Genomic DNA, 19,098 nt, shown 5'->3' with positions numbered 1-19,098 from the left:
GGTTAGCGATGGGCGCTAGGTGCGGCTAGTGCACGGGCGGCGGCGACATCCGCATTGATCGCCGTTTTCAACGCCTCAAGGGAGGCGAAACGCTGCTCTTCACGCAGCTTCTGGTGGAAAACCACCGTCAAACGCCGGTCGTATAAATCACCGGCAAAATCCAAAAGGTGAACTTCCAGGTGGGCCTTGCCATCACCTGCAACCGTGGGCCTGACGCCTATGTTGGCGACTCCCGGCCACGGCTGGCCGTCGATGTCGACGCTCACCAGGTAAACCCCGGTAAGCGGCACACGACGACGCTTGAGTTGCACGTTGGCGGTTGGCGTGCCCAGTTGGCGCGCCAGCTTCTGGCCGTGCAGTACCCGCCCGGCAATGCGGAACGGGCGACCCAGCAGACGCTCGGCCAGGGCGAAGTCGGCAGCCGCCAGGGCATTACGCACCTGGGTGCTGCTCACACGCAGGCCGTCCAGTTCGACGGTTTGCGCGGCTTCAACGGTAAAGCCCTGGGTAACGCCGGCGTGCTGCAGGAATTCGAAATCCCCAACCCGATCGCAACCAAAACGGAAGTCGTCGCCGACCTCCAGATGCTGCACGCCCAGGCCATCCACCAGGATACGGTCGACGAACTCGGCGGCGCTGAGGCTTTGCAAGCGCTGGTTGAAAGCCAGGCAGAGGACGCGGTCCACGCCTTCTTCGGCCAGCAGTTGCAGCTTGTCCCGCAAGCGGGCCAGGCGGGCCGGCGCCGTCTCCGGGGTGAAGTATTCCCGCGGCTGTGGCTCAAAAATCACCACGCAGCTGGGCACGCCCAACTCGACCGCACGCTCGCGCAGCCGGGCCAGGATAGCCTGGTGACCACGGTGAACACCGTCAAAGTTGCCAATAGTGGCGACGCAGCCCCGATGCTGGGGGCGCAGGTTGTGGAGACCTCGAACCAGCTGCATAACGCGCTTCTTGCTCATAAAGTGGTCGATTATAACCACACCCAGCCTCAGACGACAGGCAACAGCGCAGGGCAAATGGATCGAATCGATAAAACACCGCTTTTATCGCGGCAAACTCTCTAGTTCAATGACTTGCGATTGAAATCCCGCAGGCGGAAACCCTGCAGCAGCAACATTCCGAAGTACACCACCACGCCAGCGACAACCAACACGCCCAGACGCATGAAGCGCTCCAACATAGGGCCTTGGTCCCACGCCGGCATAAAGTGCATCAAGCCCAGTAACACCGCCGACATCATTGCCACCGCCACCAGCAGCTTGAGGGCAAACATGCCCCAGCCCGGCTGCGGCTGGAACATCTGCTGTTTGCGCAGTTGATAAAACAGCAAGCCCGCATTGATGCAGGCACCCGCGCTGATCGCAAGGGCCAGGCCGGCATGAGCCAATGGACCGATAAACACCAGATTGAGCAGTTGCGTGACGATCAGCGTGAAGATCGCGATTTTCACGGGTGTACGGATGTTTTGCTGGGCATAAAAGCCAGGCGCCAGCACTTTGATCACGATGATGCCTAGCAGGCCGACGGAGTAGGCAACCAGCGCGCGCTGCGTCATCAAGGCGTCATGGGCGTCGAATTGGCCGTATTGGAACAGTGAAACCGTCAGCGGCTCGGCCAGGATGCCCAGCGCCAGGGCACACGGCAACACCAGGACAAAACACAGGCGCAGGCCCCAATCAAGGATGCGCGAGTACTCCTGCCGGTCCTTGCTGGCATACGTGCGCGCCAGGGTAGGCAGCAGGATTGTGCCCAAGGCCACGCCCAGCACGCCGGACGGCAGCTCCATCAGGCGGTCGGCGTAATACATCCACGACACCGAGCCCGATACCAGCAGCGAGGCAAAGGCCGTGTTGATAATCAGGGAAATCTGGCTGACCGATACGCCGAGGATCGCCGGCAGCATATTGCGCATCACGCGCCAGACGCCGGTGTCCCTGAGGTTCAGGCGCGGCAGTACGAGCATGCCGATCTTTTTCAGGTGCGGCAGTTGGTAGAGCAATTGTGCCAGGCCGCCGGCCAATACAGCCCAGCCGAGCGCCATGACCGGCGGATCGAAATACGGGGTGAGGAACAGCGCGAAAATGATCATGCTGACGTTTAGCAGGGTCGGCACAAACGCCGGCACCGAGAAACGGTTCCAGGTATTGAGGATCGCCCCGGCCAGGGATGACAGGGAAATCAGCAATATATAAGGAAAGGTAACCCGTAGCAGATCAGTGGTCAGCGCGAACTTTTCCGGCGTATTGGCGAAACCGGGCGCCGTGGCCCAGATCACCCAAGGTGCGGCGAGCATGCCGAGGATAGTCACCACCATCAAAACCAGGGTCAGCAGGCCTGAGACGTAGGCAATAAAGGTGCGGGTGGCCTCCTCGCCTTGCTGGGTCTTGTATTCCGCCAGAATCGGCACGAATGCTTGGGAAAATGCTCCCTCCGCGAAGATACGCCGCAGCAGATTGGGCAATTTAAAGGCAATAAAGAAGGCATCCGTGGCCATGCTGGCGCCAAAAATGCGTGCCAGCAGGGTGTCACGCACAAACCCCAGAACCCTGGAGATCATCGTGATAGAGCTGACGGCGGCCAACGATTTGAGCAGATTCATTGAAAGAGTTTGCGCCTATTAGATAAAGAGCAGGCGAACTGTGCGCCTACTTATGCGATACTGCGCGCCTGCAACAGCACAGAGCCAAAGCTCGCGAGTTTACAGGTCAAGCGCCGGAAATAAATCACCCGCCTCTTCAGATCGACCACTCAGCAGTTCGCATCAGCCGCCCTTGACAACACATCAAGTCATCGGCATGATTCGCGGCCTATTTTGTTTGCTATTTCCTAAAAAGTCTTTCGAGGAGCTCGACGGTGGCCAACACACCTTCCGCCAAAAAACGTGCAAAACAGGCTGAGAAGCGTCGCAGCCACAACGCCAGCCTGCGTTCCATGGTTCGTACCTACATCAAGAATGTAGTTAAAGCCATCGATACCAAAGACGCTGAAAAAGCTCAAGCAGCTTACGTTCTGGCTGTGCCAGTTATCGACCGTATGGCCGATAAAGGCATCATCCACAAGAACAAGGCCGCTCGCCATAAGAGCCGCCTGAACGGCCACATCAAGGCTCTGAGCGTTCCTGCTGCTGCCTAAGTGGTAACAACTGCAACGCAACCCTGGTTGCGAAACAGTTAAGAAATGCCCCGTACCGAAAGGTCCGGGGCATTTTTGTTTTCTGAAGTACGCCCCTCCCACATTTGAACTTCAGTGCTTTTTTAAGCGCAAAAAAAACGCCCCGAACCAGTCGGGGCGTTTTTGCTATCAGCTGATTAACGCATCAATCAGTGCTGATGACCGCCTTCACCGTGAACGTGGCCGTGAGCCACTTCTTCCTGGGAAGCGTCGCGGATGGCAACGATCTTCACTTGGAAGTTCAGGCGCTGGCCTGCCAGAGGGTGGTTGCCGTCGACGGTTACGTCGTCGCCGTCCAGATCACGGATAGTCACGATCTGCATTTGGCCGTCCGGCGCGGAAGCGTGGAACTGCATGCCCACTTCCAGCTCGTCAACGCCTTCGAACATGCTGCGGCTCAGAGTGCTGACCAGTTCAGCCGAGTACTCGCCGTAGGCATCTTCAGGTTCTACGGCAACGGTCAGTTCATCACCAACTGCCTTGCCTTCCAGTGCCTTTTCCAGGCCTGGGATGATGTTACCTGCGCCTTGCAGGTAGACCAGCGGCGCGCCGCCGGCGGAGCTGTCGATGACCTCACCAGCGTCGTTGGTCAGGGTATAGTCGATGGAGACAGCCTTGTTAGCGGCGATCGTCATGGGGCGAGACCTTTTGCATAAGAATGAAGAACGGACAAGTCTAAACAAGGATTTGCCCGAAAGCGAACAGAACCCGGACAGACGGGACCGATCAAGGGTCACGGTCGTCGGTTTTCATCTGGACGAAGAACGGCATTGGGTGGCCGAGCTCTCCTGCGGCCACACCCAGCATCTGCGCCACCAGCCGCCATGGCAATCCCGCGCCTGGGTACTCGACCCCGCACAGCGTCTGGAAAAAATAGGCCAGCCCTTTGCCTGCGGCTGGTGTGCGCAAGCCCCGAATAACGATAACCTTGACGCCTGATTCCCGGTAGGCGCTCAGCCATAGAGCGCCACCGAAGCCATGCACCTCCAGAGAATTCGCATGCAGACTTTTTTTATCGCGCCCACCGATTTTGGTGTGGGTCTGACCTCCATCAGCCTTGGGCTGGTGCGCACCCTTGAGCGGGCCGGGCTGAAAGTCGGCTTCTTCAAGCCGATTGCCCAGCCGCACCCCGGCGACACTGGCCCCGAACGCTCCACCGAACTGGTGGCACGCACCCACGGCCTCAAGCCACCACAGCCTTTGGGCCTGGCACACGTTGAACGGATGCTCGGCGACGGCCAGCTCGACGAACTGCTCGAAGAGATCATCACCCTCTATCAGCAGGCCGCCGTGGGCAAGGACGTACTGATCGTCGAAGGCATGGTGCCCACCCGCAACGCCAGCTATGCGGCACGGGTCAACCTGCACCTGGCCAAGAGCCTGGACGCGGAAGTGATCCTGGTCTCCGCTCCGGAAAACGAAGTGCTCACCGAACTCTCCGGCCGCGTGGAATTGCAGGCCCAACTGTTCGGCGGCCCGAAAGACCCGAAAGTACTCGGCGTGATCCTCAACAAGGTGCGCACCGACGAAAGCATGGAGGCGTTTTCAGCGCGCCTTAAAGAGCATTCGCCTTTACTGCGCAGCGGTGACTTCCGCCTGCTCGGCTGCATTCCGTATCAACCGGAACTCAACGCGCCGCGCACCCGCGACGTGGCCGACCTGATGGGCGCGCAGATCCTCAACGCCGGCGACTACGAAACCCGGCGCATGACCAAGATCATCATCTGCGCCCGCACCATGCGTAACACCGTCGAGCTGCTCAAACCCGGCGTGCTGGTGGTAACCCCAGGCGACCGCGACGACATCATCCTCGCCGTCAGCCTGGCCGCGATCAACGGCGTGCCGCTGGCCGGCCTGCTGCTGACCAGCGATACACTGCCCGATCCGCGCATCATGGATCTGTGTCGCGGAGCGTTTCAGGCCGGGCTACCGGTGCTGTCGGTGAGCACCGGCTCCTACGACACCGCCAACCTGCTCAACAACCTGAACAAAGAAATCCCCATCGATGACCGCGAGCGCGCCGAGATCATCACCGATTTCGTCGCCAGCCACCTTGATGCGCGCTGGCTGCATCAGCGTTGCGGCACACCACGGGAAATGCGCCTGTCGCCAGCGGTGTTCCGCTACCAGTTGATCCAACGCGCCCAGGCCGCCAACAAACGCATCGTGCTGCCCGAAGGCAGCGAGCCACTTACCGTCCAGGCCGCCGCCATCTGCCAGGCCCGAGGCATCGCCCGTTGCGTGTTGCTGGCCAAACCAGCCGATGTGGAAGCCGTCGCCCGCGCCCAAGGCATCGAATTGCCGGAAGGCCTGGAAATTCTCGACCCGGACCTGATCCGCCAACGCTACGTCGAACCAATGGTCGCGCTGCGCAAAAGCAAAAGCCTCAACGCGCCGATGGCCGAGCAACAATTGGAAGACACAGTGGTGATCGCCACCATGATGCTCGCACTGGATGAAGTGGATGGCCTGGTTTCTGGCGTTATCCACTCCACCGCCAACACCATCCGCCCCGCCCTGCAACTGATCAAAACGGCGCCGGGCTGCACGCTGGTGTCGTCGGTGTTCTTCATGCTGTTCCCCGAAGAGGTGCTGGTGTACGGCGACTGCGTGATGAACCCGCACCCAAGCGCTGCGGAACTCGCGGAAATCGCCCTGCAAAGTGCCGACTCGGCGGCGGCGTTCGGCATTACCCCGCGCGTGGCGATGATCAGCTATTCCAGCGGTGATTCGGCCAGCGGCGAGGAAGTGGAAAAAGTTCGCGAAGCCACCCTGCTCGCCCATGAACAGCAAAGCTCGCTGTTGATCGACGGCCCCCTGCAATACGACGCCGCCGCCAACGAGGACGTAGCCCGACAACTGGCGCCCAACAGCCAGGTCGCCGGCAAGGCCACCGTGTTCGTCTTCCCTGACCTGAACACCGGCAACACCACCCACAAGGCCGTACAACGCAGCGCCGACTGCGTAAGCCTGGGCCCGATGCTCCAGGGCCTGCGCAAACCGGTCAACGACCTGCCCCGCGGCGCCCAGGTTGACGACATCGTGTACACCATCGCCCTGACCGCGATCCAAGCCGCCAACCGACCAATGGATATCTAAATGCTGGATTTTCTACCTGCCGCCGTGCGCGGGGTGATCGCTTCGCTGTTGCTGGCGCTGAACACGATCCTGCTGTGTTCGTTCCTGTTCATCGTTGCGCTGTTCAAGGCGTTGCCGTTTGCCAAGCGCTTCAGCGAATGGCTGATGAACCACACCCACGAAGCCTGGGTCACCAACAACAAGGGCTGGATGAACCTGGTACAGCGCACGCGCTGGCACCTCAAAGGCCTTGAAGGGCTGGATTATCAACACTCGTACCTGGTGACCAGCAACCACCAGAGCTGGGTCGACATCATGGTCTTGCAATACGTGCTCAATCGACGGATTCGCCCGCTGAAGTTCTTCCTCAAGCAGGAATTGATCTGGGTGCCGGTGATTGGTCTGGCGTGGTGGGCACTGGGCTTTCCGTTCATGAAGCGCTACACCAAGGCTTATCTGGAGAAGCACCCGGAGAAGAAAGGCAAAGACTTGGAAACCACCCGCAAGACCTGTGCGAAGTTTCGCGACAACCCGGTCGGGATTTTCAACTTTGCCGAAGGCACACGGTTTACTGATGGCAAACATGCCCAGCAAAAATCGCCATTCCGTTACCTGCTCAAGCCCAAGGCTGGCGGCATCGCATTTGTGCTGGACGCCATGGGCGAGCAACTGAAGTCACTGGTGAATGTGACCATTCACTACCCTGGCGGGCGTCCTGGTTATTGGGATTTGCTATGCGGGAATGTGAAGGACGTGGTGGTGCAGTTTGAAGAGGTGCAGATTCCGGCCGAGTTTATTGGCAAGAATTATGAGCAGGATGGGGAGTATCGGTTGGCGTTCCAGAGCTGGATCAACCGGTTATGGGAAGACAAGGATGCGTTGCTGGAAAAGCTGCATAAAGACTTCCCAGGCAAACGATGATCAACCTGTGGGAGGGGGCTTGCCCTCGATGACGGAGCATCAGTTGATGCCGTTGTAGCTGACCCACCGCTATCGAGGGCAAGCCCCCTCCCACATTTGACCGCGCCCGATCTTGAAGATGTGAAAAAGCCCGCCACCGATCACTCGGTGGCGGGCTTTTTTTGTGGCCGCGAGGTTTAGATCGCGCCGCGCTGACGCAACAGTTCCAGCACTTGCTTGACGCTGTCTTCCAGCGACAGCGCCTGGGTGTCGAGCACCAGGTCGGCATTCAACGGCACGTCGTACGGGAAGGATTCGCCAGGGATGTTATCCCCGCCGGCCGCGTACAGGCCTTGCGGATCACGCTCGGCGCATACCAGCGGCGACGCCTGCACGTACACAGTCAGCAGACGATCACCGCCAATCAGCGCCTTGGCCTGTTCACGGCCTTCGGCATCCGGGGCAACGAACGCGGCCAGGGTCAGCAGGCCGGCTTCGTTGAACTGGCGCGCCACGTGAGCGGCACGACGCCAGTTTTCCGTACGCCCGGCACGATCCTGTGGCAGACCTTTGTTCAGGTCGTGACGCAGGTTCTGACCATCCAGCACGAAGACCGCACGACCCATGTCGAACAGCTTGCGCTCGACCGCATAGGCCAAGGTGCTCTTGCCAGCGCCGGACAGGCCGCTGAACAGCACGGTGGCCGGTTGCTGGCCGAAGCGCTGGGCACGCTCTTCGGTGGCCACATGCGCCAACTTGCCATGCTGCGCCGCGCTGCCGTGAGTGACCGGCGGTGCGATGATCATGCCTGCGGCAACGGTGCCGTTGGTCAAGCGGTCGATAACAATGAACGCACCCGTGGTGCGATTGCTGTCGTAGCCATCCAGCGCGATGGCGGCGTCGAGGCTGACCTTGACCCGGCCGATCTCGTTCAATTGCAGCGAACTCGCCGGGCCTTCGGCCAGGGTGTTCACGTCCACGCGGTGCACGATGCTGGTGATGGAACCCGGCACGTAGCTGGTGGCGCGCTTGATGTCGTATTTCTTGCCCGGCAGCATCGGTTCTTCGGCCATCCACACCAGCATGGCGTCGAAGGCGTCAGTTACTTGCGGCACGTTGTCGGCATGCACCAGCAGGTCGCCACGGGAGATGTCGATCTCGTCTTCCATGGTCAGGGTCACGGCCTGGCCTGGGCCGGCGTGTTCCAGCTCACCATCGAAGGTGACGATGGATTTGACGCGGCTGCTCTTGCCCGACGGCAGAACCACGATCTCGTCGCCCTTGTGCACGATGCCGCTGGCCAGGGTGCCGGCGAAACCACGGAAGTTCAGGTTCGGACGGTTGACGTACTGCACCGGGAAACGCAGGTCGGTGTAGTTGCGGTCGTTGGCGATCTCGACGGTTTCGAGGATTTCCATCAGCGACTGGCCGGTGTACCAAGGCGAACGCTCGCTCTTGTTCACCACGTTGTCGCCCTTGAGCGCCGACATCGGCACAAAGGCCATGGTGCTCGGCTTGAAGGCGATACCGTCGGCGAACTTCAGGTAATCGGCCTTGATCTGCTCGAACACGCTCTGGTCGAAGCCATTGATGTCCATCTTGTTGACGGCGATCACGATGTGCTTGATGCCCAGCAACGAGGCGATGAAGCTGTGGCGACGGGTCTGGGTCTGCACGCCGTAGCGGGCGTCGATCAGGATGATCGCCAGGTCACAGGTGGAGGCACCGGTGGCCATGTTGCGGGTGTACTGCTCATGGCCGGGGGTGTCGGCAATGATGAATTTGCGCTTGGCGGTGGAGAAGTAGCGGTAGGCAACATCGATGGTGATGCCCTGCTCACGCTCGGCCTGCAGGCCGTCGACCAGCAAGGCCAGGTCGATGTCGTCACCGGTAGTGCCGGACTTCTTCGAATCGCGGGTGATGGCTTCCAGGTGATCTTCGTAGATCATCTTGGAGTCGTGCAGCAGGCGCCCGATCAGGGTGCTCTTGCCGTCATCGACGTTGCCGCAGGTCAGGAAGCGCAACATCTCTTTGCGCTCGTGCTGGCCCAGGTAGGCGAGGATGTCCTCGCTGATCAAATCAGATTGATGCGACATGACAGCCCCTTAGAAATAGCCTTGACGTTTTTTATCTTCCATTGAGCCTGCGCCATCGTGGTCGATGACACGGCCCTGGCGCTCGGAAGTTCGCGTCAGGAGCATTTCCTGAATGATGTCCGTCAGCGTCTCGGCTTCGGACTCCACCGCGCCCGTCAACGGGTAGCAGCCAAGGGTACGGAAACGTACTTTCTTTTTGACGATGCGGGCTTTGTCTTCGTCGGACAGGTGCTCAAGGATGCGGTCGTCGTCGATCATGATCAACGTGCCGTTCTTCTCGATCACGTCGCGTTCGGCGGCGAAGTACAGCGGCACGATCGGGATGCCTTCCAGGTAGATGTACTGCCAGATGTCCAGCTCGGTCCAGTTGGACAGCGGGAATACACGGATCGACTCGCCCTTGTTGACGTTGCCGTTGTAGACGTTCCACAACTCGGGGCGCTGGTTCTTCGGGTCCCAGCGGTGCTTGCTGTCGCGGAACGAGTACACGCGCTCTTTGGCGCGGGATTTCTCTTCATCACGACGGGCACCGCCGAACGCTGCGTCGAAACCATGCTTGTCCAAGGCCTGCTTGAGGCCTTCGGTCTTCATGATGTCGGTGTGCTTGGCGCTGCCGTGGGTGAACGGGTTGATGCCCTGCGCAACGCCATCGGGGTTGACGTGGGTGATCAGGTCCAGGCCCAGTTCCTCGACCATCTTGTCGCGGAACGCGTACATCTCCTGGAATTTCCAGCGGGTGTCGACGTGCATCACCGGGAACGGCAGTTTGCCCGGGAAGAAGGCCTTGCGTGCCAGATGCAGCATCACGGCGGAGTCTTTACCGATCGAGTAGAGCATCACCGGGTTGTCGAACTCGGCGGCGACCTCGCGGATGATGTGGATGCTTTCCGCCTCCAGCTGTTTCAGATGCGTCAGTTTGTCGACCATGGTTACTCACGGAAAAACGATCTTATGGACGGCCAGCGGGCCGTGTTCGAGCGAGGCATGCTAGCACAGCACCTTCTTCTATTCAGGGAGCTGGCTAGATCGAAACGGTATATGAATATGCCGCCAGGTTTGGCCTGCCATGCCGTCAAACCCCCTCCCACATTCAGATTGGGTTGGGGCAGTCGATGAACAGATGTTCGAGCGCAAAACGCCGCGCCAGGTAATCACCCAATGCCTGTACGCCGTAGCGCTCGGTGGCGTGGTGGCCGGCGGCGATGAAGCTGATGTCGTTTTCCCGCGCGCTGTGGAAGGTTTGCTCGGAGGCTTCGCCGCTGAGGAACAGGTCGACGCCGGCGGCAATCCCATGGTCGATGTAGCCTTGGCCACCGCCGGTGCACCAGCCGACGCGGCGGATCATTTCGCTGCCTTCGATCAGCAGCGGTTCGCGGCCCATGACGTCCTGCACGCGGCGGGCAAAGTCGCGGGGCGACAGGGGTTCGGCGAGGGAGCCGACCAGGCCGACGATCTTGGGGTTGGTCGGGTCGAGAGGGCCTTCGACGGTGATGTCCAACTGCTTGGCAAGCTGCACGTTGTTGCCGACGTCGGGGTGCAGGTCCAGCGGCAGGTGATAGGCCAGCAAACTGATGTCGTGCTTGAGCAGGGTTTTCAGGCGGCGCTGCTTCATGCCGGTGATGCAGGGGTTCTCGCCTTTCCAGAAATAGCCGTGGTGCACCAGGATCAAATCGGCCTGGGCTTCAACGGCTGCGTCCAGCAGGGCTTGGCTTGCGGTCACGCCGCTGACGATGCGCATCACCTGCGGACGGCCTTCGACTTGCAGGCCGTTGGGGCAGTAGTCGGCGATTTTTGCACTGCAGAGGTAGCGGTCCGCTTCCTCGACGAGGGTGGTAAGGGGGACGGCCATAAAAGACTCCTAAATATCCCGTTCCGAGGCGCTCGCAGCCTCGTATAATGCGCGACATTATGGGCGCTCTCCCGCCCCCTGCAACCTGTCAGGACTTACTTGATGCTCAAGGCACTGCGTTTTTTTGGATGGCCATTGCTGGCTGGCGTGCTGATCGCGATGCTGATTATTCAGCGTTATCCCCAGTGGGTGGGCTTACCCAGCCTTGATGTCAACCTGCAACAGGCGCCGCAGACCAGCGCGGTGGTGCAAGGCCCGGTGACGTACGCCGACGCAGTGGTCATTGCCGCTCCGGCGGTGGTCAACCTGTACACCACCAAGGTCATCAACAAGCCGGCGCATCCGTTGTTCGAGGATCCGCAGTTCCGCCGCTATTTCGGTGACAACGGGCCCAAGCAGCGGCGCATGGAATCCAGCCTGGGTTCCGGGGTGATCATGAGCCCCGAAGGCTACATCCTCACCAACAACCACGTGACCACCGGCGCCGACCAAATTGTGGTGGCCCTGCGTGATGGCCGCGAAACCCTGGCCCGCGTGGTGGGCAGCGACCCGGAAACGGACCTGGCGGTGTTGAAGATCGATTTGAAAAACCTGCCTTCCATCACCCTCGGCCGTTCCGATGGCTTGCGAGTGGGTGATGTGGCGCTGGCCATCGGCAACCCGTTCGGGGTGGGCCAGACGGTGACCATGGGCATCATCAGCGCCACCGGCCGTAACCAGTTGGGCCTCAACAGCTACGAAGACTTCATCCAGACCGACGCGGCGATCAACCCCGGCAACTCCGGCGGCGCGCTGGTGGATGCCAATGGCAACCTGACCGGTATCAATACCGCGATTTTTTCCAAGTCCGGCGGCTCCCAGGGCATCGGTTTTGCGATCCCGGTGAAGCTGGCGATGGAAGTGATGAAGTCGATCATCGAGCACGGCCAGGTTATTCGCGGCTGGCTGGGGATCGAAGTACAACCGCTGACCAAGGAACTGGCCGAGTCGTTTGGCCTGACCGGGCGCCCTGGCATCGTAGTCGCCGGGATCTTCCGCGACGGACCGGCGCAGAAAGCCGGCCTGCAATTGGGTGACGTGATCCTGAGCATCAACGGCGAACCGGCCGGCGATGGTCGCAAGTCGATGAACCAGGTGGCGCGGATCAAACCGACCGATAAGGTGGCGATCCTGGTGATGCGCAACGGTAAAGAGATCAAGTTGTCGGCGGAGATCGGCCTGCGCCCGCCGCCGGCTCCGGTAAAAGAAGAAGAATAAGCCGCCTCGCCCAGGTGCCCCTTAGCGGGCACCTGTAAGTTAATGTTTCACAGCGATTCATTCTCATTAGTCATGTTATATTGTTTCAATATCGCTATTGGAACGCTCTATCATGCCGTCTCGAAGAATTGCCCCCTTGGCTGGCCTGGCCTTGGGTTTGCTGCTCGACCCCGCCTTTGCCGAAGAAACCACCGTCGAACTCGATACCATCAGCGTCACTACCGACGCCTATGAATCCGCCACCGGCCCGGTGAAGGGCTACCGCGCCACTCGTTCGGCCAGCGCGACTAAAACCGACACGGCCCTGCGCGATATCCCACAATCCATCAGCGTGATTCCCGCCACGGTGCTCAAGGACCTGGGCAGCACCAACGTGGAACGTGCCCTGGAATTTGCGGGCGGCGTGTCCAAGCAAAACAACTTTGGTGGCCTGACCCTCTACGAATACAGCGTGCGTGGTTTCACCACCTCGGAGTTCTACCAGGACGGTTTCAGCGCCAACCGTGGTTACCCGAGCACACCGGACGCGGCCAACATCGAACGCATTGAAGTACTCAAAGGCCCTGCGGCCAGTTTGTACGGGCGCGGCGACCCAGGCGGCACCGTGAATATCGTCACCAAAAAACCTCAGCCAGACGCCTTCACCACCCTGCAAACCAGCGCCGGCAGTTGGGACCGTTACCGCACCGCCATCGACGTCAACACGCCGCTGGACAACGAAGGCCACGTGCTCTCGCGGGTCAACCTGGCAGTAGAGGACAACCACAGCTTTCGCGATCACGTGCAGAGCAAGCGCGTTTTCGTTGCGCCCTCGTTCAGTTGGCAACTGGACCCGGACACCAGTCTGCTGGTGGAAAGCGAATTCGTGCGCCACAGCTCCACGTTCGACCGTGGCATCGTCGACGCGCCCGGTCTGTCGCGCTCCACCTTCCTCGGCGAGCCCAACGACGGCGACATCGACAACCACAACAACCGCATCCAGGCGACCCTCGAACATCACCTCAACGACGCCTGGAAACTGCGCCTGGCCAGCCACTACAAACAAGGCAGCCTATGGGGCGATGCCTCGGAAAACCGGCCACTCAGCGCCGACGGCCATACCCTCAACCGCCGCTACCGCGAACGCTCCATGGGCTGGCACGACAGCATCACCCAATTGGAGCTGCGCGGTTTGTTCGACGTCGGCAGCTGGCAGCATGAACTGCTGGTGGGCACCGAATACGAGGACTACCGCAAGAAGGAACGCGTGACCGCCATCGCCGGCAGCCCGGGTAGCTCATACGCGATCGACATCTACAACCCGGTCTACGGCCAAGCCAAACCCAATGGCGTACGTTCCGGCACCGACTTTTTCGAGCAGACCAAAAGCCACGCCCTGAACCTGCAAGACCAGATCGTCTTTACCGACCGCCTGCGCGGCATGGTCGGCGCACGCTTCGAGCATTTCGAGCAAACCGTCGACGACTTCCCCCGCAACGCCCCGCCGAGCCGGCAAACCCACGACGCCCTCACCCAGCGCGCCGGCCTGCTTTATCAACTCACGCCCGAAGTCGGCGTGTTCGCCAACGCTTCGACCTCGTTCAAACCCAACAGCGGCCTGGACGCCACGGGCAACACCTTCAAGCCCGAAGAAGGCGTGGGTTATGAAGTGGGGATCAAGAGCGAGCTGTTCGACGACCGCCTCAGCACCACCGTCGCCGCGTTCCATATCGAAAAGGAAAACGTGCTGGCCCTGGACCCGGCCACCAACACCAACCGCGCCATGGGCAAGGCGCGCAGCCAGGGCGTTGACTTGCAACTGACCGGGCAACTGACCGACGCGATACGGGTGATCGGCGCCTTCGCCTACATCGACGCCGAAGTGACCAAAGGTGACAAGGCCATTGCGGCCGGCAGCCGCATTCTCGGCGTGGCCAAGCGCAGCGGCAGTCTGTTGGGGGTGTATGAATTCCAGGATGGCGCGTTGCGCGGCTCAGACCTGGGCGCAGCGTTTACCTATGTGGGAGACCGCTCAGGTGAAGCAGGCGGCAGCTTTGAACTGCCGGCCTACCACACCGTAGATTTGCTCGCGCATTACAAGGCGACCGAGAACGTGACGGTGGGCCTGAACCTGAACAACCTGTTTGATGAAAAATACTATGAGCGGTCCTACAGCAATTACTGGGTCAACCCCGGCGAACCGCGCAACTTCACGGTCAGCCTGACCCTCAATCTCTAACACAAATCAAACATGTGGGAGGGGGCGTGCTCCCGATAGCTGCTACGAATTACGTGTAGCGGGATCAAGCCCCTTCCCACATTTGGATCTGTGCCAGGTTCAATTACAGTGAAAGAGGCGCTCTTTCACACAGCGTATTGAGCGCCGCCGCCCACTGCGGATCATCATTCAAGCACGGTACCAATACCAATTCCTCGCCTCCGGCCTCGCGGAACTGCTCCAGGCCGCGATCGCCAATCTCTTCCAGGGTCTCGATGCAATCGGCCACAAACGCCGGGCACATCACCAGCAGCTTTTTCACGCCTTGTTGAGCCAGCGCCTCCAAGCGCGCTTCGGTGTAGGGTTCGATCCACTTCGCACGGCCCAGGCGCGATTGAAACGCCACCGACCATTTGCCATCCGGCAAGCCCAGGCGCTCGGCCACATCGCGGGCAACACTGAAGCACTGCGCGCGATAGCATGTGGCAAGCACTTGCGGCGAGGCGTTCTTGCAGCAGTCGGCATCCTTGAAGCAATGCTGGCCGGTCGGGTCGAGCTTAGTCAGATGGCGCTCGGGCAAACCATGAAAGCTCAGCAGCAAGTGGTCGTAATCCTGCTCGACATAACGCTGTGCGCTCGCCGCCAGGGCATCGAGGTATTCGGGCTGATCGTAGAACGGCTGCAGGATCGAAAACTGTACATTCAGTTTCCTGTCTTTCACCACGCGCCGGGCCTCTTCGATCACCGTGGTCACGGTGCTGTCGGCGAACTGCGGGTACAAAGGCGCCAGGGTGACCTTCTGAATGCCTTGGGCGGCCAGCCGGGTGAGGGTCGTTTCCAGGGACGGCTCGCCGTAACGCATGGCCAGCTCTACGGGGCCCTGGGTCCACTGCGCGGTCATCTGCTGTTGCAGGCGGCGACTGAGCACCACCAGCGGCGAACCTTCATCCCACCAGATCGACGCATAGGCATGGGCCGACTGCTCGGGGCGCTTGATCAGGATCAGCGACACCAGCAAGCGCCGCACCGGCCATGGCAGGTCGATCACATAAGGGTCCATCAAAAACTGGTTGAGGTAGCTGCGCACATCGGCCACCGAAGTGGACGCCGGTGAACCCAGGTTGACCAGTAACAACGCGTGATCCGTCATGCAACATCCTATCTCTAGAGGCGGCTGGACAAGTCGTCCAGAGCCGCATGCAACTCAGTGAACTGGAAAATGAAACCGGCGGCCATCAAGCGTTCGGGGATCGCCTTCTGCCCGCCCAGTAACAGCCCCGACAACTCGCCCAAGCCGACTTTCAGCGCAAAGGCCGGCATCGGCATGAACGCCGGGCGGTGCAGCACCTGGCCCAGGGTCTTGGCGAACTCGCGGTTACGCACCGGGTGTGGCGCGCAGGCATTATACGGACCGCTGGCGTCATCCTTGTGCAGAAGAAAATCAATCAGGGCGATTTGATCCTTGATATGCACCCAGGGCATCCACTGCCGACCATTGCCGATCGGCCCGCCCAGCGCCAGTTTGAACGGCAGCAGCAGCCGCGACAAAAAGCCGCCCTCGGCCGCCAGCACCAGGCCGGTCCGCACCAGCACCACACGGATGCCCAGGGATTCTGCGCGCTGGGCGGTTTCTTCCCAGGCGATACACAGCTGGCTGGGGAAGTCGTCCTGCACCGGGCCGCTGGCCTCGGTCAGTTCGCGCTCACCGCCGTCGCCGTACCAGCCCACCGCCGAGCCGGAAATCAACACCGCCGGTTTCTGCGCCTGGCCTTCGAGCCACGCCAGCAGGGTTTCGGTAAGACCGATGCGGCTGCTCCACAACAGCGCCTTGCGTTTGTGAGTCCAGGGGCGGTCGGCGATGGCGGCGCCGGCGAGATTGACCACCGCGTCCACGGCGCCGATCACCTCTTCCAGGCGCGCAACGCCCAGCACCTGCGCGCCACACAGGGCGGCAACCTCTTCCGGATGGCGGCTCCACACGGTCAGGCGATGGCCTTGGGCGAGCCAGTGTTGGCAGAGTTGGCGGCCGATCAAGCCGGTACCGCCGGTCAGCAAAATATGCATGGGATCCTCCTCATGTAACGTTCGCCGCCGATCACTGGTCTATTTTATAAGCAGGGATCAATTTGTAATCGGGCGTGGCTGTTGTTTAAGCCTCAGCTTTAACCATAGGTCACGCCAGACGTTCAGGTACGCCAAAACTTATACCAAAAAACAATATTGTACAGCTATTGGTGTCGGCGTAGTCTGTACCCAACGGTAAAACGAGGCCTCCCATGACTGTCCCCATCGCGATCATCGGTACCGGCATCGCCGGTCTCTCCGCCGCCCAAGCGTTACGAGACGCCGGGCACGCTGTAAAACTTTTCGACAAGAGCCGCGGCAGCGGTGGCCGCATGTCCAGCAAGCGCAGCGATGCCGGCGCGCTGGACATGGGCGCCCAGTACTTCACCGCCCGCGACCGACGCTTCGTCAACGAAGTGCAACGCTGGCAAAGCAACGGCTGGGCCGAGCAATGGAAACCGCAGTTGTACAACTTCAAATCCGGCCAGCTCACGCCCTCCCCCGACGAGCAGATCCGCTGGGTCGGCTCCCCGCGCATGAGCGCCATCACCCGCGCCCTGCTCGATGACTTGCCGGTGGAATTCGGTTGCCGCATTACCGAGGTGTTCCAAGGCACTCAGCACTGGAACCTGCTCGACGCGGACGGCGGCAGCCATGGCCCATTCAGCCATGTGGTCATCGCCACGCCAGCGCCCCAAGCCACCGCCCTGCTGGCTGCTGCGCCCAAGCTGGCCAGCGCCGCCGCGGGGGTGAAAATGGATCCCACGTGGGCTGTCGCCCTGGCCTTCGACAAGCCACTGGATACACCGATGGAAGGCTGTTTCGTACAAGACAGTCCCCTCGACTGGCTGGCGCGCAACCGCAGCAAACCTGGGCGCGACACCACCCTCGATACCTGGGTCCTGCATGCCACAAGCGCGTGGAGCAAAGCCCATCTGGACTTGCCCAAGGAAGCCGTGATCGAACACCTGCACGGCGCCTTCGCCGAATTGCTGCACAGCGCCATGCCTGCGCCGTCCTTCAGCCTGGCGCACCGCTGGCTTTATGCGCGCCCGTCCAGCAGTCACGAATTCGGTGTGCTGGCCGATGCTGACCTGGGCCTGTACGTGTGTGGCGACTGGTGCCTGTCCGGTCGGGTCGAAGGTGCCTGGCTCAGTGGCCAGGAAGCCGCGCGACGATTGATCGAGCACCTGCAATGAACCGTCTCAACCCCGCCAAACTGCTGCTGTCGAAGTGGACAGCAGCCCACCCCCGCCACAAGGAAAAACACTTTCTGGTCACCGAATTGTTCCGGGACGAAGAAGGCACCGTGCTGGAAATCGAGCTGCAGGCGATCATGACCAAACGGGCCGAACGCCTGCCGTGGCAGACGTTGCAGAATGCCGAGGCCTGGAAAATCGGCTGGAAATAGTCCTCACGAAAAAACCTGTACAAATGATTTGACTTGTACAGCATCAAACCTATGATGAGATTTAGTTGTACAACGCCTAAAGCTTGTACAGGAATTTATCAGGGGTTTGCCGATGTCCAGCAGCGCAAAACCGAAGATCGCTATCAGCGCCTGCCTGTTGGGCGAGAACGTGCGCTTCAACGGCGGTCATAAACAATCCCTGCTCTGCAGCCAGACCCTCGCCGACTATTTCGACTTTGTGCCGCTGTGCCCCGAAGTTGCGATTGGCCTGGGCATCCCCCGCGAACCGATCCGCCTGGTCGGCGACCCTGCCCACCCGCAGGCCGTGGGCACAGTGCGCCGTGAGCTCAACGTGACCCAACCGCTGGACGACTACGGCCAGCAGATGGCCCAGGAACACACCGACCTGTGCGGTTACATTTTTATGCAGAAATCGCCGTCCTGTGGCCTGGAGCGGGTCAAGGTGTACCGCGAAAACGGCACCCCGGTCGACGGCGGCGGGCGCGGCATCTATGCCCGGGCGTTTTGCGCGCGCCACCCCAACCTGCCGGTCGAAGAAGACGGCCGATTGAATGACCCGGTGCTGCGGGAAAACTTCCTGACCCGCGTGTTCGTCTACGCCAGTTGGCAGCAGCTGCTGGCCGAAGGACTGACTCGTCACGGCTTGCTGGCTTTTCACTCGCGCTACAAATACCTGCTGATGGCCCACAGCCCTGTCCATTACAAAAGCCTGGGTCACCTGCTGGGCAGCATGGGCAAAGGCACCGACCTCAGTGAACTGGCCGCGTGTTACTTCAGTGACTTGATGACCGGCCTGACCAAATGCGCCACCCGCGGCACCCACACCAATGTGCTGCAACACATCAGTGGCTACCTCAAGCAGGTCATCAGCGCCGACGACAAGCAGGAAATGCAGACCGTTATCGGCCAATACCGTCACGGCATCGTGCCACTGGTGGTGCCTTTGACCCTGCTCAAACATCACTTTCGCCAACACCCGGACCGCTACATCGCGCAGCAGGCGTACCTGCAACCGCACCCGGAAAACCTCAGCCTGCGCAATGCGATCTAGACC

General features: G+C 60.7%; 17 protein-coding genes. 9 read left to right on the top strand and 8 right to left on the bottom strand.

The features are described 5' to 3' along the window. Window positions 1-2: 2 nt before the first annotated feature. Both ribF and murJ read right to left on the bottom strand, forming a co-directional pair. Window positions 3-941 (bottom strand): bifunctional riboflavin kinase/FAD synthetase, encoded by a 939-nt coding sequence (gene ribF / locus AOA60_RS08080; protein WP_160385075.1) that lies wholly within the window; start codon window positions 939-941, stop codon window positions 3-5. A 119-nt stretch (window positions 942-1,060) separates the two neighbouring features. Beyond that, on the bottom strand, window positions 1,061-2,599 hold the full coding sequence (gene murJ / locus AOA60_RS08075) for a murein biosynthesis integral membrane protein MurJ (RefSeq protein ID WP_099583979.1): 1,539 nt from the start codon (window positions 2,597-2,599) through the stop codon (window positions 1,061-1,063). Window positions 2,600-2,853: 254 nt separating this feature from the next. Here murJ and rpsT point away from each other — a divergent pair, with 254 nt between their 5' ends. Further along, the gene (gene rpsT, locus AOA60_RS08070) at window positions 2,854-3,132 is read left to right on the top strand and encodes a 30S ribosomal protein S20 (RefSeq protein WP_003188401.1); all 279 of its coding nucleotides are present in this window, start codon (window positions 2,854-2,856) and stop codon (window positions 3,130-3,132) included. A 188-nt stretch (window positions 3,133-3,320) separates the two neighbouring features. Here rpsT and AOA60_RS08065 read toward each other — a convergent pair whose 3' ends face one another. Then, complete coding sequence (locus AOA60_RS08065) at window positions 3,321-3,806, bottom strand: peptidylprolyl isomerase (RefSeq protein WP_032886172.1); 486 nt, start codon at window positions 3,804-3,806, stop codon at window positions 3,321-3,323. On the opposite strand from AOA60_RS08065, the gene AOA60_RS08060 reads away from it, so the two are divergent. Genes AOA60_RS08060 through AOA60_RS08050 form a run of 3 tightly spaced genes read left to right on the top strand, consistent with a single transcriptional unit; the run spans window position 3,775 to window position 7,170 of the window. Further along, complete coding sequence (locus AOA60_RS08060; RefSeq protein ID WP_099583978.1) at window positions 3,775-4,110, top strand: DUF3565 domain-containing protein; 336 nt, start codon at window positions 3,775-3,777, stop codon at window positions 4,108-4,110. The genes AOA60_RS08065 and AOA60_RS08060 overlap by 32 nt on opposite strands. A 60-nt stretch (window positions 4,111-4,170) precedes the next feature. Beyond that, window positions 4,171-6,270 (top strand): phosphate acetyltransferase, encoded by a 2,100-nt coding sequence (gene pta, locus AOA60_RS08055; RefSeq protein WP_099583977.1) that lies wholly within the window; start codon window positions 4,171-4,173, stop codon window positions 6,268-6,270. Further along, a complete protein-coding gene (locus AOA60_RS08050; protein ID WP_099583976.1) occupies window positions 6,271-7,170 on the top strand; it encodes an acyltransferase in 900 nt (299 codons plus the stop codon). It abuts the gene before it with no gap. A 176-nt stretch (window positions 7,171-7,346) separates the two neighbouring features. Here AOA60_RS08050 and cysN read toward each other — a convergent pair whose 3' ends face one another. From cysN to AOA60_RS08035, 3 genes are all read right to left on the bottom strand, one after another. Beyond that, on the bottom strand, window positions 7,347-9,245 hold the full coding sequence (gene cysN / locus AOA60_RS08045; protein WP_099583975.1) for a sulfate adenylyltransferase subunit CysN: 1,899 nt from the start codon (window positions 9,243-9,245) through the stop codon (window positions 7,347-7,349). A gap of 9 nt (window positions 9,246-9,254) precedes the next feature. Beyond that, complete coding sequence (gene cysD, locus AOA60_RS08040; protein WP_032886164.1) at window positions 9,255-10,172, bottom strand: sulfate adenylyltransferase subunit CysD; 918 nt, start codon at window positions 10,170-10,172, stop codon at window positions 9,255-9,257. A 163-nt stretch (window positions 10,173-10,335) separates the two neighbouring features. Continuing rightward, window positions 10,336-11,094, bottom strand: coding sequence for a Nif3-like dinuclear metal center hexameric protein (locus AOA60_RS08035; protein WP_099583974.1), 759 nt, complete (start codon window positions 11,092-11,094; stop codon window positions 10,336-10,338). Between the two features lie 102 nt (window positions 11,095-11,196). Here AOA60_RS08035 and algW point away from each other — a divergent pair, with 102 nt between their 5' ends. Both algW and AOA60_RS08025 read left to right on the top strand, forming a co-directional pair. After that, complete coding sequence (gene algW / locus AOA60_RS08030) at window positions 11,197-12,351, top strand: Do family serine endopeptidase AlgW (RefSeq protein ID WP_099583973.1); 1,155 nt, start codon at window positions 11,197-11,199, stop codon at window positions 12,349-12,351. A 112-nt stretch (window positions 12,352-12,463) separates the two neighbouring features. Beyond that, window positions 12,464-14,569, top strand: coding sequence for a TonB-dependent siderophore receptor (locus AOA60_RS08025; RefSeq protein WP_099583972.1), 2,106 nt, complete (start codon window positions 12,464-12,466; stop codon window positions 14,567-14,569). Window positions 14,570-14,672: 103 nt separating this feature from the next. Here the strand turns inward: AOA60_RS08025 and hemH are convergent, their stop codons facing one another. Both hemH and AOA60_RS08015 read right to left on the bottom strand, forming a co-directional pair. Continuing rightward, window positions 14,673-15,698 carry a ferrochelatase gene (hemH, locus tag AOA60_RS08020; RefSeq protein WP_099583971.1) on the bottom strand — a complete coding sequence of 342 codons (1,026 nt, stop codon included), beginning with the start codon at window positions 15,696-15,698 and terminating at the stop codon, window positions 14,673-14,675. Between the two features lie 14 nt (window positions 15,699-15,712). After that, window positions 15,713-16,612, bottom strand: coding sequence for a TIGR01777 family oxidoreductase (locus AOA60_RS08015; RefSeq protein ID WP_099583970.1), 900 nt, complete (start codon window positions 16,610-16,612; stop codon window positions 15,713-15,715). Between the two features lie 212 nt (window positions 16,613-16,824). On the opposite strand from AOA60_RS08015, the gene AOA60_RS08010 reads away from it, so the two are divergent. The 3 genes from AOA60_RS08010 (at window position 16,825) to AOA60_RS08000 (ending at window position 19,095) form a co-directional block, all read left to right on the top strand. After that, on the top strand, window positions 16,825-17,811 hold the full coding sequence (locus AOA60_RS08010) for an NAD(P)/FAD-dependent oxidoreductase (RefSeq protein WP_099583969.1): 987 nt from the start codon (window positions 16,825-16,827) through the stop codon (window positions 17,809-17,811). Continuing rightward, entirely contained in the window at window positions 17,808-18,023 is a 216-nt protein-coding gene (locus tag AOA60_RS08005) for a TIGR02450 family Trp-rich protein (protein WP_099583968.1), read from the top strand. The genes AOA60_RS08010 and AOA60_RS08005 overlap by 4 nt, the downstream gene beginning before the upstream one ends. Window positions 18,024-18,135: 112 nt before the next feature. Beyond that, complete coding sequence (locus AOA60_RS08000) at window positions 18,136-19,095, top strand: DUF523 and DUF1722 domain-containing protein (RefSeq protein ID WP_099583967.1); 960 nt, start codon at window positions 18,136-18,138, stop codon at window positions 19,093-19,095. Window positions 19,096-19,098: the final 3 nt, after the last annotated feature.

It is taken from the genome of Pseudomonas sp. 2822-17 (assembly GCF_002742485.1).
Lineage (GTDB): Bacteria > Pseudomonadota > Gammaproteobacteria > Pseudomonadales > Pseudomonadaceae > Aquipseudomonas > Aquipseudomonas cyclaminis.
This window is presented reverse-complemented; position numbering and strand designations above follow the sequence as displayed.